This window comes from Phytopseudomonas dryadis (genome assembly GCF_004327355.1).
GTDB lineage: Bacteria > Pseudomonadota > Gammaproteobacteria > Pseudomonadales > Pseudomonadaceae > Aquipseudomonas > Aquipseudomonas dryadis.
Genome location: NZ_QJUM01000007.1, coordinates 59,209 through 83,881 on the forward strand (window position 1 = coordinate 59,209; position 24,673 = coordinate 83,881).

A 24,673-nucleotide genomic window follows, 5' to 3' on the forward strand; every position below is an offset into this window, starting at 1 on the left:
GGCCGCCGCAGCGGCCCATGTCCGTCAGGCGGAGAGTTCGAGGAACTTGCGTACCCGTTCCGTCTCCGGGTTGCTGAAGAATTTCTCCGGGGCGGATTTCTCGATGATCTTGCCCTTTTCCAGGAACACCACCTGATCCGATACCGCGCGGGCGAATTCCATTTCGTGGGTGACCACGATCATGGTGTAGCCCTCCGCGGAGAGGTTCTTCATCACCGTCAGCACTTCGCCGACCCGCTCCGGATCGAGTGCCGAGGTGGGCTCGTCGAACAGGATCACCTCCGGGCTCATGGCCAGTACGCGGGCAATCGCCACACGCTGCTTCTGACCGCCGGAGAGGGTGTAAGGATAACTGTCCTGCTTGTCGCCCATGCCGACTTTTTCCAGCAATTCGATGGCGATGGCGCGGGCTTGTTCCTTGGCCATGCCCTTGACGTGCACCGGGGCCTCCATGACGTTGTGCAGCACGCTGAGGTGCGGCCACAGGTTGAAGCCCTGGAACACCATGCCGGTCTTGGCGCGGATGGCCGCCAGTTCGCGGTTGGTCATCTTGCGCCCGGCCTGCTCGTTGACGCCGATGCGCTGGCCGGCGATGTGGATGCTGCCGCGATCCGGCTCCTCCAGCCAGTTGATGCAGCGCAGCATGGTCGACTTGCCCGAGCCGGAGGAGCCCAGCACGCTGACCACCTCGCCCTTGTTCACGGTCAGCTCGATGTCGCGCAGCACTTCGATGTCGGAAAAGCTCTTGGACAGGTTGTGAATGCGTACAGCCGGGATGTCAGCCATGTTCGAATCCTCGTTTTGCGCCGAAGCGTGCGGCCCACTTGAGCGCCAGTTCGAGGCAGATACTGATGAGCCAGTACAGCACGATGACCACCAAGAAGGCTTCGGTGGGGATGAAGTAGGTGGCCTGCACCGAGTTGGCGGCGGCGGTCAGCTCCTGCACGGTGATGATGGTCAGGAAGGCGGTGTCCTTGAGGGCGATGATCAACTGATTGCCCAGCAGTGGCCGGGTCTTGATCACCAGTTGCGGCAGGATGATGCGCATGAACAGCTTGAACGGCGTGAAGCCATGGGCCATGGCCGCCTCGACATGGCCCGCTGGCAGTACCAGGCGGCTACCGCGCAGGATCTCGGCGAAGTAGGCGCCGTGGTAGACGATCAGCGCGATCAGGCCGGCCGTCCAGGCATCCAGACGCAATCCCAGGCGCGGCAGGCCGTAGTACAGCAGGTAGGCGAGGATCAGGAACGGCAGCATGCGCATGCCGTTGACCAGCCAGCGCACCAGGGTCGACAGTGGCGTACGTTCTTCCAGGCTGTAGAGCATCGCGCAGCCGAGTACGAAAGCGCAGACGCTGGACAGGACGAACAGCAACAGGGTGTTGAGGAAGCCGTTGAAGAAGGCTTCGCGGGCGTCCCAGATAATGCTCCATTCGGTCATGCTGAAATTTCCTTACATGGCCAGCCGGTTGGCTTTCTTCTCGGCAATCGCCTGCAGCTTGAGCAGCACGCCGATGATCAGCATGTACAGCAGCGCGGCGGCCAGGATCGGCGGCAACGGGTCGTAGGTGACGGCGGCGATGCGGTTGGTCACCCGGGTCAGGTCGACGATGCCGATGATGGCGATGGCCGGGCTGCCCTTGATCAGGAAGGACATTTCGTTGACCAGGCCGGGCAGGCTGCTGGTAAGCATCTGCGGCAGCATGATGCGGCGCAGGAACACGCCATGGGTCATGCCGCAGGCCAGGGCCGCTTCCTTCTGGTCGCGGGAGAAACTGATGAACGCCGCGCGCCAGATCTCCGCGTTGAAGGCCGTGGTGTTGAGGGTCAGGGCCAGGATCGCCGCCGTGTTGCGATCGAGGTTGACGCCGAACATCGGCGCCGACAGGAAGATGAACAGCACCAGGGTGACCAGCGGTGTGGCGCGGGCCAGGCTGGTGTAGAGCACCAGCAGCTGTTCGAGAAAGGGGATTCTGGCCATGCGCAGCAGGGCGATGCCGAGGCCGGCGAAAACACCGATGGCGATGGCGATGCCGGAGATCCACAGGGTCGTCCAGGCACCTTCCAGCAGCAATAGCCAGGCTTGTCCGTTCATGGGGGCTCCTTGGGCGAAGAGAGAGTGTCTGGCGGGGTGAGGCGTGCGAGCTGGCAAACCGTTGTGTCAGAGGTGTCCAGCCCGCTCGCCCTGGAAACAGAAGCAAAGCGGGGGCCAACGTGGTGGAAAACGAAACCAGCGGCCGCAGGCAGCAGGCAGAACTGTGGCTGTCCCGCGGACTCGACACCGCGCACAATGCTTTGCCTCCAGCCTCCAGCCTCCAGCTGTCCGGCCGGCTTATTCCATGCCGGCCAGCGTGTGGAACTGATCGACCTGGGTGATCGGCTCCTTGGGCATGGCCGGGAAGGCTTCGCCGAACCATTTGCTCTGCAGTTCGGCCAGGCGACCGTTGTCGCGGATGTGGTTCATGAAGCCGGTGAGGAACTCGAGTACCTCGGGACTTTTCTTCGGCACCGGCCAGGCGGCGAAGCCGTCACCGGATACCGCGATGCCTTTCTCGAAGGTGTCGCCGCGGGTCTTGACCAGGTCGTTGACCGAGATCAGCGCGTTGATCACGTAGTCCAGGCGGCCGTTGGCCAGATCCGCATAGGCTTCCGGATAGGACTGGTACTCGACCACATCGCCGATTTCGCAGCCGGCGTCGGCCATCATCTTCTTCAGCTCCGGCAGGCGTGCGAGCAGGGCGCTGCCGGCCTGCAGGCCGGCGGTCTTGCCGCACAGGCTGGCGATGTCGCCGAGACGTTCGTCACCGGCGCGCTTGACGTAGAAGTGCTGGGCCGAGGCGAAGGGCGGGGCGAAGTTGAATACGCGCAGGCGGTCGTCGGTGACCAGGGCGCCGGTGAAAGCCATGTCGTACTGGCCGGAGGCGACGGACGCGAGCAGGCCGGTCCAGGGCAGGATTTCCTGGCGTACGTCGAATTTCGCGTAGGCCCTCAGGTCTTCGAGCAGCTCCTTGTGAAAACCCTCGGGTTTGCCGTCGACGATGAAGTTGAAGGGGGCGTAGTCGTCCTCGGTGGCCACACTCATGTAGCCGCGCTTCTCGATGTCGGCGATATCGGCATGGGCGCTCAGCGTGCTGGCCAGCAGGCAGCCGGTCAGGCCGGCGAGGGCCAGTTTCTTCAGGCGGCCGAGTCCGTTCAGGCGCGTTGCTGCTTGGTTGCGTGCGTGGGTCATGGTTGGAACTCCGTGTGTCGACTGGGCGATGGACTTGCGACAGGCGTGCCAGATGGCTGTTTTTCACCATAGAGAGGCGTCGAACCCGGTGATAGGTGCAGTTGCGGACATTCGCCTGGCCAGTCCGCGCCCCTGGCCATGGCTCACTAATTGCTTCGTCGACAGGTCTGCATGCCGTGGGCCGCGACCATGATCGACCACTTCTTCCACCTCGATTTCGACCACCAGCGCGGGCTGCAGGAACAGCTGCGCGAGTCGCTGGTGTCGGCCATCCTCGCCGGCGGATTTCCCCAGGAAGAAGCGTTGCCGTCGTGTCGGCGGCTGTCGCAGCAACTGTCGATTTCGCGCAACACCGTGGCCCTGGTCTACGAAAGCCTGCTCGACAACGGTTACCTGGTCAGCCGCCCGCGCAGCGGCTACTACCTGCACCCGGATTACTGCGGCAGCCAGCGTGAGGTCGCGCTGGCGCGCCTGGCGCCGGCACACAGCGACGCCAACCCGCAGGCCGTCGATGCACCAGGATGGAGCGGTCGCTTCAAGATGCAGCCGAGTATGAGGCATGGCGTGCTGCGCCCCAGCGACTGGCGGCGTTTCACCTATCCCTTCATCTATGGCCAGCCGATCGCCGACCTGTTTCCCCTGGAGCGCTGGCGTGAAGTCTCGCGCAGCAGCATGCGCAGCGAGCGCAACCCGGAGTGGCTGCGTGACAGCCATGATCAGGACGATGCCATGCTGATCGAGCAACTGCGCACCCGGGTGTTGCCCAAGCGCGGCATCTGGGCCGGCGCCGATGAAATCCTCATCACCCTCGGCTCGCAAAACGCCTTGTACCTGCTGGCGACCCTGCTGATGGGCAAGGGCACCCGCGTGGCCCTGGAGAACCCGGGTTTCGGCGATGCCTGGAACGTCTTCGACCTGCAGGGCGCGGACATCCACCTGCAGGACGTCGATGAGCAGGGCATGCGCGTCGACGAGCGCCTCGACGGCTGCGAGTACCTGTATGTCACGCCCGGTCACCAGGTGCCCACCGGGGTGAGCATGAGCGCGGCACGCCGCAGCCAGCTGCTGCAGCGGATCCGCCAGCACGATCAGATCGTCATCGAAGACGATTACGACGCCGAACTGAATCTCGACAACCACGCGCAGCCGGCGCTCAAGGCCAGCGACAGCAGTGGTCGGGTGGTGTACATGAGCAGCCTGTCGAAGGCCTTTTCGCCGGGGCTGCGGCTGGGCTACCTGGTCGCCGACGCCGAGCTGATCGACGAGCTGCGCGCGCTGCGCCGGCTGATGTACCGGCACCCGCCGCTGAACAACCAGCGCATGCTCGCCCAGTTCCTCGCCCAGGGCCACTACGACGCCCACCTGCGGCGTTTTCGCGAAGAGCACGGGCGCCGCCGCGAGGCGCTGCACGCGGCGCTGGATAGCCTGCTCGCGGGTTGCCGGCATGTCAGCAGTGCCGGCGCCGGCGCCTTCTGGCTCAGCGCGCCGGCGGGCGTCGACAGCCAGAAGCTGGCCTGGGCCGCGGCCCAGCAGAGCGTGCTGATCGAGCCGGGGGCGCAGTTCTTCTTCAACGAATCGCCGCCGCAACGCTTCTTCCGCATGGGCTTTCACGCCATCGACGTGCCGCTGATCGCGCCGGGCATCGGTATCCTCGCCGAGGTTCTGCAGCGGCAGTGACGAGAGCCCGCGCCATACCGCGAGCGACCAGGCGCCTGAGGCCAGGTTCGCATAGGAGCCGCGCCCCTGCGGCGAATAGTGGCCACGCCACGGAGTCTACGGGATGGCCGCCATCGCATCGCGCCGAGGTCGACGCTCCTACTGGCGTCGAGCGTGTTCTTGCCTGCCAAGCAGCGTGACGGTAGCTACGGCTGCCGGCGGCTGAATTCGCCGATCACCTCGTCGAAGATCGCCAGGGCCTGCTGCACCTGGGCCGCATTGACCATGCACGGCGGCACCACGTGGATGCGGTTCTCCACGACGAAGGCCAGCAGCCCGCGCTCCAGCAGCGCGGCCTTCATCTGCGCCATGATCGGCGCCGCCAGTGGCGTTTTCTTCACCGGGTCGGCGACGAATTCCAGCGCCCAGAACAGGCCGATGCCGCGCGCCTCGCCGATCAGCGGGTACTTGCCGGCGAGCGCCTTGAGGCCCGGGCCGAGCAGTTCCTGGCCGATCCGCCGGGCATTGTCGACCATGCCTTCCTCGGCCATGGCGTCGAGGGTGGCGACGATGGCCGCCATGGCCAGCGGGTGACCGGAATAGGTCAGGCCACCGGGGAAGAAGTGGCTGTCGAAGTACTCGGCGATGGGCTGGGCGATCATCACCCCACCGGCCGGCACGTAACCCGAATTGACGCCCTTGGCGAAGGTGATCAGGTCCGGCACCACCGCGAAGTTGTCCAGGGCCAGCCAACTGCCGGTACGGCCGAAGCCGGCCATCACTTCATCGAGGATCAGCAGGATGCCGAACTCGTCGGCCAGGGCGCGCACGCCTTTCAGGTAGCCCTCGGGCGGCACCAGGATGCCGGCGGTGCCGGGAATGGTTTCCAGCAGGATCGCGGCGATCGAGGCCGGCCCTTCGCACTCGATGACCCGGCGCAGATGCCGCAGGGCGCGGCTGCATTCCTCCGCTTCGCTGGCGGCGTCGAATTCGCTGCGGTACAGGTAGGGGTTGAAGAAGTGCACGTGGCCGCGGGCGAACTCGTTGGGCACCCGGCGCGGATCGCCGGTGGCGACGATCGCCGAACCGGTGCTGCCGTGGTAGGAGCGATAGGCCGAGAGGATCTTGTCGCGACCGCTATAGGTACGGGCCATGCGCATGGCGTTTTCGTTGGCGTCGGCGCCGGCGTTGGTGAAGAACACCTTGCTGAAGTTGGCGGGCGCGTGGGAGAGGATGCGCTTGGCCGCTTCGCCACGCATCAGGTTGGCGGTGGCCGGGGCGATGGTCACCAGTTGTTCGGCCTGGGCCTTGATCGCGGCGACCACCCTGGGGTGCTGGTGGCCGATATTGGTGTTGACCAACTGGCTGCTGAAGTCCAGGTACTCGCGGCCGTCGTAGTCCCACAAGGTGCACCCGGCGCCACCGGCGATCACCAGCGGGTCGAGCGCGCCCTGGGTCGACCAGGAGTGGAAAACGTACTGGCGATCCAGGGCGTGGACATAGTCGTTGCTGATCTGCGTTGGGCTGCTCATGGCGACCTCGTGATGGGCGAAGCGCGCCGGTCGCTTGGCCGGCGGCGGTTTCAAGGTCATGCACAATAGGAACAAAGCGGCCCACCGCAGTAGGGCCAGATGGCTGGCATCGCCGGGTCAGCCATCTGGCCCCACGTTCGCCCGGCGACTGTCACTGGCGCGCCAGATCGAGGATGTTAGGGTTTGTCCACGCACTCAACAGGACAGCGACCATGGCTCACGTATTCGATGTCAACGCCACCCCTGCCGATCAGCGCTCCGGCACCCTCGACAGCCCGGCGATTCGCCAGGCGCGCATCGACCTGGCGGCCTGCTTGCGCATGGCCGCACGCCTCGGCCTGGGCGAGGGCATCTGCAATCACTTCTCCTTCGTGGTGCCCGGTCACGATGACCTGTTCCTGGTCAATCCGAACGGGCTGGCGTTCAGCGAGGTGAGCGCCTCGTCGCTGCTGATCTGCGATTTCCACGGCCGTGTGGTGGCCGGGGAGGGCACACCGGAAGCCACGGCGTTCTTCATCCACGCCCAGTTGCACCGTCTGCAGCCGCGGGCCAAGGCGGCGTTCCACACCCATATGCCCAACGCCACCGCCCTGTGCATGCTCGAGGGCGATCCGTTGGCCTGGGCCGGGCAGACCGCCTTGAAGTTCTACGGGCGCCTGCGGGTGGACGAGCATTACAACGGCCTGGCGCTGAACAACGCCGAAGGCGAGCGTATCGCCCGCGCCGCCGGCGATGCGGATGTGCTGATGCTGAAGAACCACGGCCCGCTGGTGCTGGGTGCCTCCATCGCCGAGGCCTGGGACGACCTCTACTACCTGGAGCGCGCCGCCGAGGTGCAGCTCAAGGCCATGGCCAGCGGCCGGCCCCTGAAACCGGTGCCCCACGAGGTGGCGCGCAAGGCCTGCCAGGTCATGCTCGAAGGCAACGCCGAAAGCGCGCGCCTGCACCTGGAGAGCGTCAAGCGCCAGATCGCCCGGCTGGAGCCGGATTTCGCCGATTGAAGGGCTGCTGTAAGGCGGGAGCGGACGGCCGATAAGAGCGCTAGAGGCTGGAGGCTGAACGACAAGCAAACCGCACAGGCTCTTTCGTCCAGCTTTCCAGCCTCAAGCGCGTAGGGTGGATGACGCTTTTTTCATCCACCATTGCGATTGCGGAGCGGTGGACGGGTGAAGCGTCGTCCACCCTACGAACGGCCGCTTCTGCCTTTAACTTGAAGCTTGAGGCTTGCAGCTTGTGGCTGCTATCGCCTTTACGCCGACATGATGGCGGCGGTTAGATCGCCACCAAACCGCGCACGCCATCCGCCTCCATGGTCTCGCCACGGCCCTGCTGGACGATCTCGCCGCGGCTCATCACCAGGTACTGGTCGGCCAGCTCGGCGGCGAAGTCATAGAATTGCTCGACCAGCAGGATGGCCATGTCGCCACGGGCGGCGAGCTTCTTGATCACCACGCCGATTTCCTTGATCACCGAGGGCTGGATGCCTTCGGTGGGCTCGTCGAGGATCAGCAGGCGTGGCTGGCTGGCCAGGGCGCGGCCGATGGCCAGTTGCTGCTGCTGGCCGCCGGACAGGTCGCCACCGCGGCGATGCTTCATCTCCAGCAGCACCGGGAACAGCTCGTAGATAAAGGTTGGGACTTCCTTGGCCTGGCTGGCAGGGAAGCGCGACAGCCCCATCAGCAGATTTTCCTCGACCGTGAGGCGGCCGAAGATCTCGCGACCCTGGGGCACATAGGCGATGCCGGCGTGCACGCGCTGGTGCGGCTTGAAGCCGGTGATTGGTTTGCCTTCCCAGTTGACCTGGCCCTGCTTGGCCGGGATCAGCCCCATCAGGCACTTGAGCAGGGTGGTCTTGCCGACGCCGTTGCGTCCGAGCAGGCAGGTGACTTCGCCGACCCTGGCCTCGAAGGACAGGCCACGGAGGATGTGGCTGCCGCCGTAGTATTGATGCAGATTTTCGACATTGAGCATGCTCTGAATCCTTTGAAAGCCGCTGGAGGCTCGAGGCTGAAGGCTGGACGAAAAAGCGACTCCCTCGTTCAGCCTCCAGCGTTTTTGTCGGCTTTACCGCCCCAGATAAACCTCGATCACCCGTTCGTTGGCCTGCACGTCCTGCAGTGCGCCTTCGGCCAGCACGCGGCCCTGGTGCAGTACGGTGACGTGGTCGGCGATCGAGCCGACGAAGCCCATGTCGTGCTCGACCACCATCAGCGAATGCTTGCGTGCCAGGGAGGTGAACAGTTCGGCGGTGAATTCGGTTTCCGCGTCGGTCATGCCCGCCACTGGCTCGTCGAGCAGCAGCAACTGCGGGTCCTGCACCAGCAGCATGCCGATCTCGAGGAACTGCTTCTGGCCGTGGGACAGCAGGCCGGCCGGGCGCTGGCGCGAGGCCTCCAGGCGGATGGTGGCGAGCACCTCGTCGATGCGGTCGCGCTGTTCGCCGCTGAGGCGGGCGCGCAGGCTGGCCCATACCGACTTGTCGGTCTTCTGCGCCAGTTCGAGGTTCTCGAACACGCTCAGCGCCTCGAACACCGTCGGTTTCTGGAACTTGCGGCCGATGCCGGCCTGGGCGATCTGCACTTCGCTCATCTGGGTCAGGTCGAAGGTTTCGCCGAAATAGGCGGTGCCGCTGTTCGGCCGGGTCTTGCCGGTGATCACGTCCATCATGGTGGTCTTGCCGGCGCCGTTGGGGCCGATGATGCAGCGCAGTTCGCCGACGCCGATGTACAGGGTCAGGTCGGTCAGCGCCTTGAAACCGTCGAAGCTGACGTTGATGTCTTCCAGGGTGAGGATGGTGCCGTGGCGGACGTTCAGGCCCGAACCGGCGCTCTGGCCGAGGCCGATGGCGTCACGGCCGCTGCCGGCCGGGTCGAACACCGGTTCGAGCATGGCTTCGGGAATCGGAGCGACTCTCATGATTTCTCCCCTCGCTTGATGAGGCCGATGACGCCCTTGGGCAGGAACAGGGTGACCACGATGAACAGGGCGCCGAGGGCGAACAGCCAGTACTCGGGGAAGGCCACGGTGAACCAGCTTTTCATGCCGTTGACTAGGCCGGCGCCGAGCAGCGGGCCGATCAGCGTGCCGCGCCCGCCCAGGGCCACCCACACGGCGGCTTCGATGGACTGGGTCGGCGCCATCTCGCTGGGGTTGATGATGCCCACCTGGGGCACGTACAGGGCGCCGGCCAGGCCGCAGAGCACCGCACTGAGCACCCAGATGAACAGCTTGTAGCCACGTGGATCGTAGCCGCAGAACATCAGGCGGTTCTCGGCGTCGCGCAGGGCGGTCAGCACCCGGCCGAACTTGCTCTGCGCCAGGCGCCAGCCCAGGTACAGGCTGCCGACCAGCAGGGCCACGGTGGCGAGGAACAGGGTGGCGCGGGTACTGGCCGCGGTGATCTCGAAACCGAGGATGCTGCGGAAGTTGGTGAAGCCGTTGTTGCCGCCGAAGCCGGTCTCGTTGCGGAAGAACAGCAGCATGCCGGCGAAGGTCAGGGCCTGGGTCATGATCGAGAAGTACACGCCCTTGATCCGCGAGCGGAAGGCGAAGAAGCCGAACACCAGGGCCAGCAGGCCCGGCGCCAGCACCACCAGGCACAGGGCCCAGAGGAAGTGGCTGGTGCCGTACCAGTACCAGGGCAGCTCGGTCCAGGCGAGGAAGCTCATGAACGCCGGCAGGCCGTCGCCGGCGGCTTCGCGCATCAGGTACATGCCCATGGCGTAGCCGCCGAGGGCGAAGAACAGGCCGTGGCCGAGCGACAGCAGGCCGGCATAGCCCCAGACCAGGTCGAGGGCGAGGGCGACGATGCAGTAGCAGAGGATCTTGCCGACCAGGGTCAGGGTGTAGGCCGACACGTGCAGGGCGTGGTCGCCCGGCAGCAGGTGCAGCAGCGGCATGGCCACCAGCACGGCGAGCACCAGACCGAGCACGGCGAGGGTCAGGGTGGAGCCGGCTTTCTGTGCCAGGGTCAGGGTCATGGGTTGGTTCATCAGTCGATCACCCGTCCTTTCAATGCGAAGAGGCCTTGCGGACGCTTCTGGATGAACAGAATGATCAACGCGAGGATGAGGATCTTGCCCAGTACGGCGCCGATCTGCGGCTCGAGGATCTTGTTGGCTAGCCCTAAGCCGAAGGCCGCCATCACGCTACCGGCCAGTTGCCCGACGCCGCCGAGCACCACCACCAGGAACGAATCGATGATGTAGCTCTGGCCGAGATCCGGGCCGACGTTGCCGATCTGGCTGAGGGCCACGCCGCCGAGGCCGGCGATGCCCGAGCCGAGGCCGAAGGCGAGCATGTCGACGCGGCCGGTGGGCACGCCGCAACAGGCGGCCATGTTGCGGTTCTGCGTCACCGCCCTGACGTTCAGCCCGAGGCGGGTCTTGTTCAGCAGCAGCCAGGTGAGCACGACGACGAACAGGGCGAAGCCGATGATGACGATGCGGTTGTACGGCAGCACCAGGTTGGGCAGCACCTGGATGCCGCCGGACAGCCAGTAGGGGTTGGCCACTTCGACGTTCTGCGCGCCGAACAGCACGCGCACCAGCTGGATCAGGATCAGGCTGATGCCCCAGGTGGCCAGCAGGGTTTCCAGTGGGCGGCCGTAGAGGTGACGGATCACCGTGCGCTCCAGCGCCATGCCGATGACGGCGGTGACGAAGAACGCCACCGGCAGCGCCGCCAGCGGGTACAGCGCCAGGGCCTCGGGGGCGAAGCGCTGGAACAGGGTCTGCACCATGTAGGTGGAGTAGGCGCCGAGCATCAGCATCTCGCCGTGGGCCATGTTGATCACCCCGAGCAGGCCGAAGGTGATGGCCAGCCCCAGGGCGGCGAGCAGCAGGATCGAGCCCAGGCTCATGCCGCTGAAGGCCTGGCCGAGCAGTTCGCCGACTAGCAGCTTGCGCTTGACCTGGGCCAGGCTGGTTTCCGCGGCGGTGCGTACGCTGGCATCGCTCTCCACGCCGGGCTCGAGCAGGAGCTCCAGGCGGGTGCGGGCCAATGGCTCGCCGGTTTCGCCGAGCAGGCGCACGGCGGCCAGGCGCACCGCCGGGTTCGGGTCGACCAGTTGCAGGTTGGCCAGGGCCAGGGTCAGGGCGTCGCGCACGGCGGCGTCCTGCTCGGCCGCCAGGCGTTCGTCGAGCAGGGCCAGCTGTGCCGGCTTGGCGCTCTTCTGCAGTTGCCGCGCCGCGGCCAGGCGTTGCCCGGCATCCTCGGCAAGCAGCCGGTGGCTGGCCAGGGCGCCGGCCACCAGGCCGCGCAGGCGATTGTTCAGGCGCAGTTTGCGCGGGGTGTCGGTGGGCTGGGCCGCAGCGGGATCGCCGTCGCCTTCGGCGGCACGGTAGCCGTCGGCCTCCTCGATGAACGGGGTCTTGTCGCTGTCGGCGGCCAGGCGGCCCTGATTGAGGGCTTCGAGCAGCGGCAGGCGCGCGCTGTCCGGCGCGGCGGCCCAGGTTTCCAGCAGCTTGGCCTGCTGCGAAGCATTGCCGGCGACGAAGTCGGCCGCATCGCCAGCCTGGGCGGTGAAGGGCAGCAGCAGTAGCAGACTGATCAGAACCCGAAGGTAAATTGGCATAAAAGCTCCGCGGGCCGGAAGCTCGAAGCCGGAAGCTGGAGGACAGGCAATCGACTTCCGGCTTCCAGCTTCTGGCTTTCAGCTATCGATCAGTTGGACTTCACCGGGGTGTCGCCTTTCTTGTCGTTGCCTTCGATGTATGGGCTCCAGGGCTGGGCGCGAACCGGGCCGTCGGTTTCCCAGACCACCGAGAACTGGCCGTCGTCCTGGACTTCGCCGATCATCACCGGCTTGTGCAGGTGGTGGTTCTTCTCGTCCATCTTCAGGGTGAAACCGCTCGGCGCGGCGAATTCCTGGCCGGCCATGGCTTCACGTACCTTGTCGACGTCGGTGGTACCGGCTTTCTCGACCGCCTGGGCCCACATGTGCAGGCCGACGTAGGTGGCTTCCATCGGGTCGTTGGTGACCACGGTGTCGGCGTTCGGCAGCTTCTTGGCCTTGGCGTAGGCTTTCCAGTTGGCGACGAACTGCTCGTTGACCGGGTTCTCCACCGACTGGAAGTAGTTCCACGCGGCGAGGTGGCCGACCAGCGGCTTGGTGTCGATACCGCGCAGTTCTTCTTCGCCCACCGAGAAGGCCACCACCGGGACGTCGGTGGCTTCGATGCCCTGGTTGGCCAGCTCTTTATAGAACGGCACGTTGGAGTCGCCGTTGACGGTGGAGACCACCGCGGTCTTGCCGCCGGCGGAGAACTTCTTGATGTTGGCGACGATGGTCTGGTAATCGCTGTGGCCGAACGGCGTGTAGACCTCTTCGATGTCCTTGTCCTGCACGCCCTTGCTGTGCAGGAAGGCGCGCAGGATCTTGTTGGTGGTGCGCGGGTAGACGTAGTCGGTGCCGAGCAGGAAGAAGCGCTTGGCCGCACCGCCGTCTTCGCTGAGCAGGTATTCCACCGCCGGGATCGCCTGCTGGTTCGGCGCGGCGCCGGTGTAGAACACGTTCGGCGACATTTCCTCGCCCTCGTACTGCACCGGGTAGAACAGCAGGCCGTTGAGTTCCTCGTAGACCGGCAGTACCGATTTGCGCGACACGCTGGTCCAGCAGCCGAAGGTCACCGCGACCTTGTCCTGGGTCAGCAACTGGCGACCGCGCTCGGCGAACAGCGGCCAGTTGGAGGCCGGGTCGACCACTACCGGCTCGAGCTGCTTGCCGAGCACGCCGCCCTTGGCGTTGATCTCGTCGATGGTCATCAGCGCCATGTCCTTCAGCGAGGTCTCCGAGATGGCCATGGTGCCGGACAGCGAGTGCAGGATGCCGACCTTGATGGTCTCGGCGGCCTGCAGCGTCCAGCTCATGCCCATGGCGACGAGGGAGGCGGACAGGGTGAAGGCCTTGATCAGGCTGCGACGTTGCATAGGGCGATCTCCATTCACGAACGGGTTAAGTGATTGTGTTGTTATTGAGGGACATCGGGTCACCGCGGTGCCGGCATGGCCCGCTGTCGGGCGCTGTGCAACCTGTGCAGGGTGATCTTGCGCACTTGTGCCTTGCTCACCTCGATGTGAGTCCTCAGCAATAGCTGTGCCTCTTCGCCGCGGCGCGCCAGGATCGCGTCGAGTATCCGCGCGTGTTCGTCATAGGTGGCGTGCACCCGCGGCGCCTGGGTGAAGTCCAGGCGCCTGATGATGCGGATCTTTTCACTGACCTCACGGTGCAATCGGGCCATTTCGCGGTTGCCGGCGATCTCCAGCAATTGGCAGTGGAAGCGCTCGTCGAGCTGGGCAACCAGGGCGCCGTCATGCAGGCGTTGCTCGTGATGCACCATCCAGGTGCGCGTCAGTGCCTCCAGGGCAGGCGACTGCTCGCCTATGGGGCGCACGCACAGCCGTCTCACCGCTTCCAGCTCGAGCACGATGCGCACCTCGTAGAGTTCCTCGAAATGCTCGAAGTCGAATGGCCTGACCTGCCAGCCACTGCGGAAGTACAGCTCCAGGTAGCCCTCGCGCTCCAGGCGATGGAGCGCCTGGCGCACCGGCGTGCGGCTGGCCGCCATGCGTTCGGCCACGTCGCCTTCGCTGAAGCGGTCGCCCGGCAGCAGGCGGAACTCGAAAATGTCGTCCTTGAGCTGCAGGTAGATGCGCCCGGCGAGGTTTTCCGGGCGTTCCTTGCGGCGTCTTGGGCTGGAACCGGCCAGTTGCATGCTGGTGTACCTCGGGATCTCGCGGGCCTGGCCCCGGGCGGCCCGGCCGCGGCGGGCGAGGCAGCGGTTTACGTCCGCGTGCTGGCGACAAAGGCGCGCCAGCCGCCGAAGCTGGTGATGTCGCGGGCGTCGCTCAAGGCCCAGGGTTCGCAGATGAAGCCTTTCACCCAGCGCCCATCGACCAGTTGCACGTTGCCGATACCCAGGGGCGGCGGGATCTCGGCGACGAACTCGCCGAAGCGTGCCAGCGGTATGTCCCATAGTTCGACGATGATCGAGCTGCCATCGGCCGTGCGGGCCAGGCCCGGCTTCGGCGGTACGCTGCCGGCCAGGGCATGCAGGCGGTAGTCCGCGGAGGTCAGGGTCTGTTCCACCAGCACCGCCGCGCGGCTGGTCAGCTGGAAGTTCAGCGGCATGCCGGTCAGGTGGGCGCCGACCACCGCCAGGCGCACGCTGCCCGGGCACGCTGCAAGGCTCGCCTGCTGCGGCGGCAGCGCCCGCCCGGTGGCGCCGAGCGGCAGGTCCAGGCTGGCTTGCCAGCGCTTGCCGAAGGCCGCCAGGGCATGGTCGTGCCAGGCCGGCGCGAGCAGGGTGATACCGGCGGGCAGGCCGTCCTCACGCAGGCCGGCGGGCAGGGCCAGGGCGGACAGGTCGGCGAGGTTGGTGAAATTGGTGTAGGTGCCGAACTGGCTGTTGAACAGCACGGGCTCGACTTGCATCTCGGCCAGACTGCGGATGGTCGGCGAGGTGGGTACCACCAGTGCATCGAAACCGGCCAGGGCGTCATTGATCGCGCGGCTCAGTTCGGCACGCCGGTACTCGGCCTTGTAGGCGTCGCAGGCGCTGTACTTGTGGCCGTTGTCGATGATGCCGCGCACGACCGGGTCGATATGCTCCGGCGCCACGCCCTCCACCGCGACCGTGCGCTCGGCAACCCAGGGCCCGTAGTACAGCTGCTCGGCCAGCTCGCGGAAGGGGCCGAAGTCGATGGGCTGCAATGTCACACCCAGGGCTCGCAACTTCTCCAGTGCCTGTTCGAACACCGCCTGAGTCTGCGTATCGCCAAAGAACTCCAGGCTGTCCGGCATGGCGAAAGTCGGAGCGGATTTCATGCCGACGGGGGCGCTGTTGGGGTTGATGCGTGAGTAGGCATCCTTGGCGTCGTAACCGCCGGCGATGTCGGCGACGGTTTCGGCGTCGCCGACCGTGAGGGCGAACACCGAGATGCAATCGACCGTACGACAGGCCGGCACCAGGCCGGTGTTGGGCAGCCAGCCCTTGGTCGGCTTGAGCCCGACGATATTGTTGAAGCCCGCCGGTACCCGGCCGGAGCCGGCCGTGTCGGTGCCCAGGGAGAACGGCACCAGGCCGCGCGCGACCACGCTGGCCGAGCCGGAGCTGGAACCGCCGCTGACATACTCGGGGTTGAAGCTGTTGCCGACGGCACCATGGGGCGAGCGGGTACCGACCAGGCCGGTGGCGAACTGATCGAGATTGGTCTTGCCGATCAGGACGGCGCCGGCGGCGCGCAGGCGGGCCACGGCGGTGGCGTCCCGCTTGGCGGCATAGGCGAATTCGGGGCAGGCGGCGGTGGTCGGCCAGCCGGCGGCATCGATATTGTCCTTGATGGCGAAGGGCACGCCATACAGCGGCAGCTTGTCGTGCTGGCCCCCGGCCGCTTCCAGCAGGCCCTGCAGTTCGTGCAATTGGGCGTCGAGCTGTGCGCCGCTGGCCAGGGCGATCCAGGCATTGTCGCTGCGATCCAGGTGCGCGAGCAGGGCGTGCAACAGGTCGGCGGGCTGTGCGGCGCCGCGGTAGGCCTGTTGCCAGTCGGCGAGGGTGAAGGCGATGGGGGCGTTGGACATGCTCTGAGATTCCATCTTGTATCCAAGTTGGGAGGTGTCAGAGCAAGACCGGTGCCAGAATTTAATACATTGATTTTTAAGGTTTTTGTTTTTATATCTGGTTTTTCGGCGATTGGCTTGGGTGTCATTGCACCGTACCGGGGCCGAGGCTGAAGCCTTTTGGTGCGCACAATAAGCCGCTCGCGCCTCGCTGACGCCCGTTGGCTAACGGCCATTCGTGGATGAGGTTCTGTGACCGTGGGAGGGGCCGGGCGGCGATCCGTTTTAGCCGCGATGGGATCGATGAAGCGCGAAGAGCTCGCGGCTAAAGCCCCTCCCACGAAAACTAGCCGTTGCTCTGTTTCAATGATGGTGTCCTTGAGGCGACCCTGCAGCTCGTAGGATGGGTGAAACCCATCAATATTCCGATGGGTTTCACCCATCCTACGAGGTGAAGCTTTATGGTGCGTAAAAAGAGCCGTCGTAGGGTGGATCGGGCTGCGTAGGTAAAGCGTCATCCACCCTACAAACTAGCTTCTAGCTTGCGGCTTGAAGCTTGTCGCTCTTACAGGCCCTGCAGCAGAGCGCGGTAATCCTGCACCGCGGTGAATTCCTCGGTATCTTTCGCGCCTTTGCGGCTATCCGGCTCGCTGACCGCCAGCAGGTGGGCCACGCCGAACTGTCGGGCGCTGCGCAGGATCGGCAGGTTGTCGTCGATGAACAGGCTGCGGGCCGGATCGAAGGGCAGGTCCTGCTGCAGGGCGAACCAGAATTGCCCGTCCTCCTTGGGAAAACCGTAGTCGTGGGAGCTGATCAGGCGATCGAAATAGGGCGCCAGTTCGATGCGCTCCAGCTTCAGCGACAGCGAGTCGCGGTGGGCGTTGGTGATCATCACCACGCGCTTGCCGGCGCTGCGGATGGCGGCGAGGAAGGTGTCGGCGTCGGGGCGCAGGGCGATCAGGTCGGCCACTTCGCGCTTGAGTTCGCGGATCGACAGGCCCAGTTCGCGGCTCCAGAAGTCGGTGCAGTACCAGTTCAACTGGCCGGCGTGCTGGCGAAACAGCGGCTGCAGTTCGGCGTCGGCCAGGGCACGGCTGATGCCGTGGTGCTCGGCGTAGCGCTGGGGCAGGTGTTCCAGCCAGAAGTGGTTGTCGAAGTGCAGGTCGAGCAGGGTACCGTCCATGTCCAGCAGGACGGTGTCGATCCGGGGCCAGGGCAAGGGGATCATGGGCTTGGCGGCTTCCTGATGTGCGCGGCGTCGCGATTGTATCCGCTGCCGGTCGTCGTCACGCAATCTCCTGGGCGGAGAATCGGACAAGGCACGGTATGATAACCGTTCAGGTCACGCCAAGGACACGCCCCATGCGTCAGAAGCCCACTGTCATCGCCCGAGAAATCGTCGCCAGCAGCCGCTTGTTCCGCGTCGAGGAAATCCAGCTGCGCTTCGCCAATGGCGCCGAGCGCACCTATGAGCGCCTGGTCGGCAGGGGCTCGGGTTACGGCGCGGTGATGATCGTGGCGCTGCTCGACAACGAGCATGTGGTGCTGGTCGAGGAATACTGCGGCGGTACCGGCGAGTACGAGCTGTCCCTGCCCAAGGGGCTGATCGAACCGGACGAGGACGTGCTCGACGCGGCCAATCGCGAGCTCCAGGAGGAGGCCGGCTACGCGGCGAAGAAGCTGGAGCACCTGACCGAACTGAGCCTGTCGCCGGGCTACATGAGTCAGAAGATCCAGGTGGTGCTGGCCCGCGACCTGTACCCCAAGAGCCTGCCGGGCGACGAGCCCGAGCCGCTGCGGGTGGACAAGGTCAACCTGCGCGAGCTGTCGAGCCTGATCCAGCATCCGCAGTTCAGCGAAGGTCGGGCCCTGGCCGCGCTCTATCTGGTGCGCGATCTGCTCGAGCAGCGTGGCGAGTTGCTGCCATGAGCCATCCCCTGCTGCCGGCGGTGGTGGAACTGGTCGCGCGGGCCGGCGCGGCGATCCTGCCGTACTGGCGTACGGGCGTGCGGGTCACGGAGAAGGCCGATGCGTCGCCGGTGACCGCCGCCGACCTGGCCGCGCACCAGGTACTGGCCGAGGGGTTGCTGGCGCTGGATGCCTCGATTCCGGTGTTGTCCGAGGAGGCGGCCGACATCGCCCTGGACGAGCGTGCCGGCTGGACGCGCTGGTGGCTGGTCGACCCGCTCGACGGCACCAAGGAATTCATCGCCGACAGCGAGGAGTTCACCGTCAACGTCGCGTTGATCGAGCGCGGGCGGGTGGTGTTCGGGGTGGTCGGTATTCCCGCCAATGGGCGCTGCTATTACGGCGGTGCCGGACTGGGGGCCTGGTGTGCCGAGGCCTCCGGGGCGCGGCGGGCCATCACGGTGCGCGCGACGCCGGCGACGGGGCTCACCGTGGTCGCCAGTCGCCGCCATGGCAGCCCTGAGCAGGAGCGCCTGCTCGCGGCCCTGCAGGCGCGTTGCGGCGTGTTGCAGCGCATCAGTGTCGGCAGTTCGCTGAAGTTCTGCCAGCTGGCCGAGGGCAGCGCCGATTGCTACCCGCGCCTGGCGCCCACCTCGCAGTGGGACACCGCCGCGGCCCAGGGCGTGCTCGAGGGCGCCGGTGGCGTGGTGCTCACCCTGCAGGGCGAGCCCTTGAGCTACGAGGCCCGCGAGTCGCTGCTCAACCCCTTCTTCCTGGCCCTGCCGGCCGCCGCCGAATGGCGCTCCACCCTGCTCGAGCAGGCGCAACGCCTGGGCTGATCGGCGAATGCCGGTCAGTTGAGCATCTGGCCCGCAAAACGGCGGTTTGCCCTGGCCCTGCAGGCGCCGCGACCTGGCGGTGATCGGGTGGCTGCGCCGTAGATGCCACTGGATGGCCACAACCCTATCGCGCCGAGGGCGACGCTCCTACCCGGATGGGATAGCCGCTTTTCTGTAGGAGCCGCGCCCTCGCGGCGAATCGTGGCCATAGCGCGATTTTTGCGGCATGGCCACCCTCGCATCGCGCCGAGGTCGGCGCTCCTACACGGGCGGCGGTATTGGGCTTTCAGTCGAGCATGTCGCTGTAGCGCTCGTCCTTGGCGTACACCAGGGGCTGGGCGAAGCCCGGCACCTTGATCTGTTGCGTGCCGATCTCGATCTGCTGGTCGTCGATCAGGTCGTTGCCGAAGTTGTAGATGATGTCGAACTGGCCGCGCAGGGCCTGCTGGTCGTAGGCCTGGGCCGCGGCGCGGGTCTCCGCGCGGCGTTCGAGGTAAGCGGCGAAGGCCTGCTCGCCGTGGCGTTTGCGCAGCATGTTCTCGACCAGGCGTGGCGACAGCAGCACCCCGGTGGCGTTGTTGCCGCCGAAGCCCTTGGAGTTGATGAAGGCCACGTCCAGGGTCTGTTCGTCGAAACGGCGGTCCCGGGTGCTGATGGCCAGCCGCTCCTGGTGCACGTCGTCGGCGACCTTGTCGATGGTCTTGATGCCTGGCAGCAGGCCGTACCTGAAGGTGCCCAGGGCGGAAATCACCTGGTCGGCGCTGGCGGCCGCCAGGGAGTGCCCGACGAACGCCTTGACCGCGGTGATCGGCCAGTCGCGGATATCGAAGGCGGCCGCCACCCGGTTCAGCAACTCCGACTCGGTCACCCGGTTGGCCGGCGTGCTGGAGCCGTGGGCATGGATGAAGCTGTGCCGGCGCACGCCGTCGAGCCCGATCAGCTGGGAGGCGGCGGCCACGGCCTTGGCCATGGTCAGGTAGTTGCCCGGGCCGGGCGCGGAAATCGATTTCTTGAAGCCATCGGCGTTGATGAACACGTCGGTGGCCGCGCCGTGGATATCGGCGCCCAGTTCGATGGCCAGTTCGTCGTCCATCAGCACCAGGTACTGGGTGGATTCGGACAGGGTGAAACCGCAGTTCTCGCCGAACGGACGGCTGGCGCGGCGGAAGTCGACGTCGTCACGGCCTTCGATCTTGCGCAGGCCTTCCTCGGTGGCGAGTGCACCCATGGCGCCATAACCTTCGATGCACTCTGCCGTCAGGGGGGCCTCGCTGTTGCCGACCAGGGCCACCCGCGCCTTGCCCGAGTTGATCAGCTCGATGGCTTTCTGCAGGTTGTAGAGGAAGGTGGCGCAGGCGCCGGTCACCGCCCCGGTAGTACCGACACTGCCCAGTACGTAGGCGTTGATGAAGTCGGCCGGCATGCTGTTCAGGCCCAGAGGACACTGTTTGGCGGTGACCCGGTTGCCGCGCAGGCGGGCCTGCAGCATGCCGCCGATGCCGAATTCGTCGACCTGGCTCATGATGCTGCCGGAGAACACCGCCACTTCGTCCGGGCGGACATGGTCGAGGATGTGCGACCACGGCAGGCCGGTGGAGCGCAAGGCATCGGTGGCGCCGACCACCGACAGTTGCAGGCCGCGTGGGTGAAAGTGCGAGTTGTACAGCTCGCCGGGCTCGAAGCCGCTGGGCAACTGGCCGGCGGACTTGACCGGCAGCGGGCGGTAACTGTCGACCTTCACCTCGCAGCCTTGCAGCAGGGTGACGCGGACCTGGTTGCCTTCCAGTTCTTCCAGGCTCCAGCTGGCCGGCAGCGGCTCGGGCAGGTGCTTGCGCTGGGTGACGAAGGTCAGCGGCGTCTCGCCGGCTTCCATCGGCAGGCTCTTCTGCCAGGGCGCGGCATCGACATCCAGGTGCCGCTTGTCGATGCGACGCACCAGGGTCGAGGCCAGGATCTGCGGGGTGAAGCGCGCCTCGATCTCGGCCTGGGTCAGCGTCTGGCCATCTTCATCGAGGTAGACGCCGTCGACGACCCGGACCAGCTTCATCATCACGGCCAGGCCGGCGAGGGTTTCCTCGCGCGCGGCGGGTTCCATCGACTCGATGACGGTGCGGCGGAAACCGTGGTGGAAGGAGCTGCGGCCGGCGGCATTGTAGCCACCGAAACCGACGATCACAGGCAGACGAGATTTCACGCAGACACTCCTTCAACTAATTAGATCGGCACGCGCCTGGTGCGGACGGGTACCGGGTCAGCGGATCAAGGCGAGTGCGCCAGGCCGGGCAAAAGGCGCAGGATCGGCTATCGGGATGCTTATGCTGACGCGATCCATGACTTGCAAGTCACGACTTGATACAAGGTTACTGCAGGATCGACCCAGGCTACGAGCCTACGAGCTAGAAGCCGATAAGAGCGCTGAAGGCTGAAGGCTGGACGAAAAGCCAGGCTGCGGGGTAGAAGCCGATAAAGGCGCTAAAGGCTGAAGGCTGAACGAAAAAGCTTGACGGTGGCGAGGCCGACCACAACGCTGTCCAGCCTCCAGCCTCCAGCCTCCAGCCTCCAGCCTCCAGCCTCCAGCCTCCAGCCTCCAGCCTCCAGCCTCCAGCCTCCAGCCTCCAGCGACAAAAAAGCCCGGCACATCGGCCGGGCTCGTTTTAACGCGAGAGTCGTCAGTTCATGCCCAGCCAGTTCGGCAGGCCCAGCGAAATGAACGGCACGTAGGTCACCAGGATCAGGAACGCCAGCATCACCAGCAGCCACGGCGACACCGCGCGCACCACGCGGGTCAGCGGCATGCCGGTGACCGCCGAGGTGACGAACAGGTTGAGCCCGGTCGGCGGCGTGATCAGGCCGATCTCCATGTTCACCACCATGATGATGCCCAGGTGGATCGGGTCGATGCCCAGTTGCATGGCGATCGGGAACAGGATCGGCGCCAGGATCAGGATGATCGCCGACGGCTCCATGAAGGTACCGGCGACCAGCAGTACGATGTTCACCACGATCAGGAACTCGATCGGCGAAAAGCCCTGCTCCACCACCCAGGCGGTGATCGACTGCGGGATCTGCTCGGTGGTCAGCACGTGGGCGAAGAGCATGGCGTTGGCGATGATGAACATCAGCACCACGCTCAGCTTGCCGGCCTCGACGAACACCTTCGGGCACTCGCGAACGGTCATGTCCTTGTAGATGAAGATCGCCACGAAGGCCGCATACACCGCGGCCACCGCAGCGGCTTCGGTCGGGGTGAACATGCCCGAGTAGATGCCGCCGAGGATGATCACGATCAGCGCCAGGCCCCAGCCAGCCTTGCGCCCGGCTACCATGATCTCGGCCATCGACGCTCGCGGCAGCGACGGCATGTTCTTCACCCGGGCGATGATGTAGATGGTGACCATCAGGAACACGCCCAGCAGCAGGCCCGGCACCACACCGGCCATGAACAGCTTGCCCACCGAGGTTTCGGTCGCGGTGGCGTAGACCACCATGACGATCGACGGCGGGATCAGGATACCCAGGGTACCGGCGTTACAGACGATGCCGGCGGCGAACTCCTTCTTGTAGCCCGAACGCACCATGCCGGCGATGACGATCGAACCGACCGCCGCCACCGTGGCCGGCGACGAGCCGCTCAGTGCCGCGAACAGCATACAGGCCAGAATGGCCGCGATAGCCAGGCCACCCTTGATATGACCGACGCAGGCGTTGGCGAAATCGATCAGGCGACGGGCCACGCCGCCACTGGTCATGAAGGCGCCGGAGAGCAGGAAGAACGGAATCGCCAGCAGCGTGTAGTGCTCGCTGGTCTCGAACAGCTTGATCGCCAGCGAACGCACCGAGTCGTTGCTGAAGAGCAGGATGGTCATGGCCCCGGACAAACCCAGGGAAATCGCCACCGGAATGCCGATGAACATCAGCGCGAACAGGGCGACGAACAGAAATGCGATGGTCATCGTTTAGCCTCCGTTTCTTCGGCGAGTTTGATGGCGTCTTCGACTTCGCCGTGGCCACCAAAACCCAGTTGCTTGTTCTGAATCACACGCACCAGCACCTGGGCGAAACGCAGGAACATCAGGGTGAAACCGATCGGCACGATGATCACGATGTGCCACTGCTGGACGCCGAAGCGATCCAGATCCTCGGCGCCGATACCGGCACGGAACAGAGTGGCGACCCACTGCTCGCTGGAGTAGGCCATCAGCACGCAGTAGGCCAGGCAGATGCTCAGGGCGAGGATCGCCACGGCCTTCTGCAGGGAGGGCTTGAACATGCGCACCAGCAGATCGACGCCGATGTGTGCGCCGATACGTACGCCCCAGGCCAGACCGACGAAGATCAGCCAGCCGAACATGGCCTTGGTCAGGGCCACGCTCCAGGTCATTTCCTGGGCGACGTAGAGGATGCCGTCGCCGATGCTGAACAGGGCATCGTTGGCGAAAGGCAGCGTATCGCCCAGGGAATAGAAAATTCCGTAGAGGTTGTTGAATATCACGTACGAGAAGGTGACCAGGGTCATGCCCGCAAGCAGGAATGCCACCATTACTTCCTCGAGCTGGTTCCAGACACGAGCGACAGCGTGCATGGGATTATCTCCGTCAGTAGAGCGGTCGCGAAGCGACGAGTGGGACAGTGGCACCCAGGGCTCGGCAGCGAAGCTGCAGCCATGCGATGAATGTCGTTATCGGTAAAGCGGGCGGCGGACTCCGCTCTGGAGTCGCCGCCAGATAGGCGCGGCCGGATGATCAGGCCGTTGGCCCGGCCTCAGTTGGCCTGGTTGGCGTTTTCTGCGGCCTTGATCAGGTCGGCACCGATCTCGCCTTCGAACTTCTTCCACACCGGACGCATGGCTTCACGCCACAGTTCACGCTGCTCGGGAGTCAGGGTGATGATTTCGGTGGTGCCCGCGTCGATGATGCGCTGCTTGTCGTTCTGGTTCAGCGCCTCGGCCTGCTTGTTCACCTCGACGGTGACTTCGGCCAGGATCGCGGTCAGCTCGGTGCGGATGTCTTCCGGCAGGCCGTCCCAGAACTTGGTGTTGGTGATCACCATGTAGTCCAGCACGCCGTGGTCGGATTCGGTGATGAACTTCTGCACTTCGTGCATCTTCTGGCTGTAGATGTTCGAGTAGGGGTTCTCGGCACCGTTGACCACGCCGGTCTGCAGACCCTGGTAGACCTCGGCGAAGCTCATCTTGCGCGGCGCCGCGCGCAGGGCCTTGAACTGCTCGTCGAGTACGGCGGAAGCCTGTACGCGGAATTTCAGGCCGCGGGCATCCTTGGGTTCATGCAGCGCCTTGTTGGCCGACAGCTGCTTCATGCCGTTGTGCCAGTAGCCCAGGCCGGTGATGCCCTTGCTTTCCATGGAGGTCAGCAGGGATTTGCCTTCCGGGCTCTGCTGGAAGCGATCCACCGCGTTGATGTCGTCGAACAGGAACGGCAGGTCGAAGATCTGGATCTGCTTGGTGTAGTGCTCGAACTTGGCCAGGGACGGCGCGATGATCTGCACGTCGCCGAGCAGCAGCGCTTCCATTTCCTTGCCGTCGCCGAACAGCGAGGAGTTCGGGTAGACCTGCACGGTCACCTTGCCGGCCAGGCGCTCGTCGACGAGCTTCTTGAACAGCAGGGCACCCTGGCCTTTGGGGGTGTGTTCGGCAACCACGTGGGAGAACTTGATGGAGATCGGAGCGGCGGCCTGGGCCAGGCCGGCGATGCTCAGGGACAGGGCGCAGACCAGTGCCTTGGCGGTGAAGTTGAACATGCGGATGCTTCCTCTTGTTGTTGGATATCTTGTTGTCGAATGGCATGCCTCGCGCCGGGGGCGCTGAAGCGAGCGAACAAGAGCAAGTCGAGGATTGCCGTGGAGAGCGGCCGGATCGGTTGGCAGCGATGAGCCTGGACTTGTACTTGTTTTTCGCTGATCGGGATTAGAGCAAACGCTGTGCCAGCCTGCG

The 24,673-nt window shown here is 65.4% G+C and carries 21 protein-coding genes; 4 read left to right on the forward strand and 17 right to left on the reverse strand.

Annotated elements, in window-relative coordinates:
- Positions 1-24: 24 nt before the first annotated feature.
- The 4 genes from DNK34_RS07750 to DNK34_RS07765 all read right to left on the reverse strand — a co-directional run bounded on the left by DNK34_RS07750 (position 25) and on the right by DNK34_RS07765 (position 3,229).
- Positions 25-786 (reverse strand): amino acid ABC transporter ATP-binding protein, encoded by a 762-nt coding sequence (locus DNK34_RS07750; RefSeq protein WP_131173305.1) that lies wholly within the window; start codon positions 784-786, stop codon positions 25-27.
- Positions 779-1,441: an amino acid ABC transporter permease gene (locus DNK34_RS07755; protein WP_131173304.1), complete on the reverse strand. Its 663-nt coding sequence runs from the start codon at positions 1,439-1,441 to the stop codon at positions 779-781. The genes DNK34_RS07750 and DNK34_RS07755 overlap by 8 nt, the downstream gene beginning before the upstream one ends.
- Positions 1,442-1,453: 12 nt before the next feature.
- Complete coding sequence (locus tag DNK34_RS07760; RefSeq protein ID WP_131173303.1) at positions 1,454-2,095, reverse strand: amino acid ABC transporter permease; 642 nt, start codon at positions 2,093-2,095, stop codon at positions 1,454-1,456.
- A gap of 237 nt (positions 2,096-2,332) precedes the next feature.
- Positions 2,333-3,229, reverse strand: a complete 897-nt coding sequence (locus DNK34_RS07765; protein ID WP_131173302.1) for a transporter substrate-binding domain-containing protein — start codon at positions 3,227-3,229, stop codon at positions 2,333-2,335.
- A gap of 189 nt (positions 3,230-3,418) precedes the next feature.
- Between DNK34_RS07765 and pdxR the strand changes: the two genes are divergently transcribed.
- Positions 3,419-4,906 (forward strand): MocR-like pyridoxine biosynthesis transcription factor PdxR, encoded by a 1,488-nt coding sequence (pdxR, locus tag DNK34_RS07770; protein WP_131173301.1) that lies wholly within the window; start codon positions 3,419-3,421, stop codon positions 4,904-4,906.
- 185 nt (positions 4,907-5,091) lie between these two features.
- On the opposite strand, the gene DNK34_RS07775 is transcribed toward pdxR, so the two are convergent.
- On the reverse strand, positions 5,092-6,417 hold the full coding sequence (locus DNK34_RS07775) for an aspartate aminotransferase family protein (protein WP_131173300.1): 1,326 nt from the start codon (positions 6,415-6,417) through the stop codon (positions 5,092-5,094).
- A 212-nt stretch (positions 6,418-6,629) separates the two neighbouring features.
- Between DNK34_RS07775 and DNK34_RS07780 the strand changes: the two genes are divergently transcribed.
- Positions 6,630-7,418, forward strand: a complete 789-nt coding sequence (locus DNK34_RS07780) for an aldolase (protein WP_131173299.1) — start codon at positions 6,630-6,632, stop codon at positions 7,416-7,418.
- Between the two features lie 271 nt (positions 7,419-7,689).
- Here DNK34_RS07780 and urtE read toward each other — a convergent pair whose 3' ends face one another.
- The 8 genes from urtE to yrfG all read right to left on the reverse strand — a co-directional run bounded on the left by urtE (position 7,690) and on the right by yrfG (position 17,204).
- Complete coding sequence (urtE, locus tag DNK34_RS07785) at positions 7,690-8,388, reverse strand: urea ABC transporter ATP-binding subunit UrtE (RefSeq protein WP_131173298.1); 699 nt, start codon at positions 8,386-8,388, stop codon at positions 7,690-7,692.
- Between the two features lie 93 nt (positions 8,389-8,481).
- On the reverse strand, positions 8,482-9,333 hold the full coding sequence (gene urtD / locus DNK34_RS07790) for an urea ABC transporter ATP-binding protein UrtD (protein ID WP_131173297.1): 852 nt from the start codon (positions 9,331-9,333) through the stop codon (positions 8,482-8,484).
- Entirely contained in the window at positions 9,330-10,409 is a 1,080-nt protein-coding gene (gene urtC, locus DNK34_RS07795; RefSeq protein ID WP_131173296.1) for an urea ABC transporter permease subunit UrtC, read from the reverse strand. The genes urtD and urtC overlap by 4 nt, the downstream gene beginning before the upstream one ends.
- Entirely contained in the window at positions 10,409-11,992 is a 1,584-nt protein-coding gene (gene urtB, locus DNK34_RS07800; protein WP_131173295.1) for an urea ABC transporter permease subunit UrtB, read from the reverse strand. Before urtB ends, urtC begins: the two co-directional genes overlap by 1 nt.
- An 89-nt stretch (positions 11,993-12,081) precedes the next feature.
- Positions 12,082-13,347 (reverse strand): urea ABC transporter substrate-binding protein, encoded by a 1,266-nt coding sequence (gene urtA / locus DNK34_RS07805; RefSeq protein WP_131173294.1) that lies wholly within the window; start codon positions 13,345-13,347, stop codon positions 12,082-12,084.
- Positions 13,348-13,406: 59 nt separating this feature from the next.
- The gene (locus tag DNK34_RS07810) at positions 13,407-14,132 is read right to left on the reverse strand and encodes a GntR family transcriptional regulator (RefSeq protein ID WP_131173293.1); all 726 of its coding nucleotides are present in this window, start codon (positions 14,130-14,132) and stop codon (positions 13,407-13,409) included.
- A 68-nt stretch (positions 14,133-14,200) separates the two neighbouring features.
- Entirely contained in the window at positions 14,201-15,997 is a 1,797-nt protein-coding gene (gene atzF / locus DNK34_RS07815) for an allophanate hydrolase (protein ID WP_207401569.1), read from the reverse strand.
- A 544-nt stretch (positions 15,998-16,541) separates the two neighbouring features.
- A complete protein-coding gene (gene yrfG, locus DNK34_RS07820) occupies positions 16,542-17,204 on the reverse strand; it encodes a GMP/IMP nucleotidase (RefSeq protein WP_131173291.1) in 663 nt (220 codons plus the stop codon).
- 134 nt (positions 17,205-17,338) lie between these two features.
- On the opposite strand from yrfG, the gene nudE reads away from it, so the two are divergent.
- Positions 17,339-17,905 (forward strand): ADP compounds hydrolase NudE, encoded by a 567-nt coding sequence (gene nudE, locus DNK34_RS07825; protein ID WP_131173290.1) that lies wholly within the window; start codon positions 17,339-17,341, stop codon positions 17,903-17,905.
- Positions 17,902-18,723, forward strand: coding sequence for a 3'(2'),5'-bisphosphate nucleotidase CysQ (gene cysQ / locus DNK34_RS07830; RefSeq protein ID WP_131173289.1), 822 nt, complete (start codon positions 17,902-17,904; stop codon positions 18,721-18,723). The genes nudE and cysQ overlap by 4 nt, the downstream gene beginning before the upstream one ends.
- Before the next feature lie 286 nt (positions 18,724-19,009).
- On the opposite strand, the gene DNK34_RS07835 is transcribed toward cysQ, so the two are convergent.
- The 4 genes from DNK34_RS07835 to dctP form a co-directional block, all read right to left on the reverse strand.
- Positions 19,010-20,917 (reverse strand): beta-ketoacyl synthase, encoded by a 1,908-nt coding sequence (locus DNK34_RS07835; protein ID WP_131173288.1) that lies wholly within the window; start codon positions 20,915-20,917, stop codon positions 19,010-19,012.
- A 475-nt stretch (positions 20,918-21,392) separates the two neighbouring features.
- Positions 21,393-22,676 carry a C4-dicarboxylate TRAP transporter large permease protein DctM gene (gene dctM, locus DNK34_RS07840; protein ID WP_131173287.1) on the reverse strand — a complete coding sequence of 428 codons (1,284 nt, stop codon included), beginning with the start codon at positions 22,674-22,676 and terminating at the stop codon, positions 21,393-21,395.
- Positions 22,673-23,305 (reverse strand): TRAP transporter small permease, encoded by a 633-nt coding sequence (locus tag DNK34_RS07845; RefSeq protein ID WP_131173286.1) that lies wholly within the window; start codon positions 23,303-23,305, stop codon positions 22,673-22,675. Before DNK34_RS07845 ends, dctM begins: the two co-directional genes overlap by 4 nt.
- Positions 23,306-23,484: 179 nt before the next feature.
- The gene (dctP, locus tag DNK34_RS07850; RefSeq protein WP_131173285.1) at positions 23,485-24,480 is read right to left on the reverse strand and encodes a C4-dicarboxylate TRAP substrate-binding protein DctP; all 996 of its coding nucleotides are present in this window, start codon (positions 24,478-24,480) and stop codon (positions 23,485-23,487) included.
- Positions 24,481-24,673: the final 193 nt, after the last annotated feature.

Coding starts and splice junctions, on each gene's coding strand:
- dctM (WP_131173287.1), bottom strand. CDS start 22,676: ATGACCATCGCATTTCTGTTCGTCGCCCTGTTCGCGCTGATGTTCATC.
- DNK34_RS07810 (WP_131173293.1), bottom strand. CDS start 14,132: ATGCAACTGGCCGGTTCCAGCCCAAGACGCCGCAAGGAACGCCCGGAA.
- DNK34_RS07780 (WP_131173299.1), top strand. CDS start 6,630: ATGGCTCACGTATTCGATGTCAACGCCACCCCTGCCGATCAGCGCTCC.
- urtE (WP_131173298.1), bottom strand. CDS start 8,388: ATGCTCAATGTCGAAAATCTGCATCAATACTACGGCGGCAGCCACATC.
- nudE (WP_131173290.1), top strand. CDS start 17,339: ATGCGTCAGAAGCCCACTGTCATCGCCCGAGAAATCGTCGCCAGCAGC.
- yrfG (WP_131173291.1), bottom strand. CDS start 17,204: ATGATCCCCTTGCCCTGGCCCCGGATCGACACCGTCCTGCTGGACATG.
- urtC (WP_131173296.1), bottom strand. CDS start 10,409: ATGAACCAACCCATGACCCTGACCCTGGCACAGAAAGCCGGCTCCACC.
- DNK34_RS07760 (WP_131173303.1), bottom strand. CDS start 2,095: ATGAACGGACAAGCCTGGCTATTGCTGCTGGAAGGTGCCTGGACGACC.
- dctP (WP_131173285.1), bottom strand. CDS start 24,480: ATGTTCAACTTCACCGCCAAGGCACTGGTCTGCGCCCTGTCCCTGAGC.
- DNK34_RS07845 (WP_131173286.1), bottom strand. CDS start 23,305: ATGCACGCTGTCGCTCGTGTCTGGAACCAGCTCGAGGAAGTAATGGTG.
- DNK34_RS07750 (WP_131173305.1), bottom strand. CDS start 786: ATGGCTGACATCCCGGCTGTACGCATTCACAACCTGTCCAAGAGCTTT.
- pdxR (WP_131173301.1), top strand. CDS start 3,419: ATGATCGACCACTTCTTCCACCTCGATTTCGACCACCAGCGCGGGCTG.
- atzF (WP_207401569.1), bottom strand. CDS start 15,997: ATGTCCAACGCCCCCATCGCCTTCACCCTCGCCGACTGGCAACAGGCC.
- DNK34_RS07765 (WP_131173302.1), bottom strand. CDS start 3,229: ATGACCCACGCACGCAACCAAGCAGCAACGCGCCTGAACGGACTCGGC.
- urtD (WP_131173297.1), bottom strand. CDS start 9,333: ATGAGAGTCGCTCCGATTCCCGAAGCCATGCTCGAACCGGTGTTCGAC.
- DNK34_RS07775 (WP_131173300.1), bottom strand. CDS start 6,417: ATGAGCAGCCCAACGCAGATCAGCAACGACTATGTCCACGCCCTGGAT.
- urtB (WP_131173295.1), bottom strand. CDS start 11,992: ATGCCAATTTACCTTCGGGTTCTGATCAGTCTGCTACTGCTGCTGCCC.
- urtA (WP_131173294.1), bottom strand. CDS start 13,347: ATGCAACGTCGCAGCCTGATCAAGGCCTTCACCCTGTCCGCCTCCCTC.
- DNK34_RS07755 (WP_131173304.1), bottom strand. CDS start 1,441: ATGACCGAATGGAGCATTATCTGGGACGCCCGCGAAGCCTTCTTCAAC.
- cysQ (WP_131173289.1), top strand. CDS start 17,902: ATGAGCCATCCCCTGCTGCCGGCGGTGGTGGAACTGGTCGCGCGGGCC.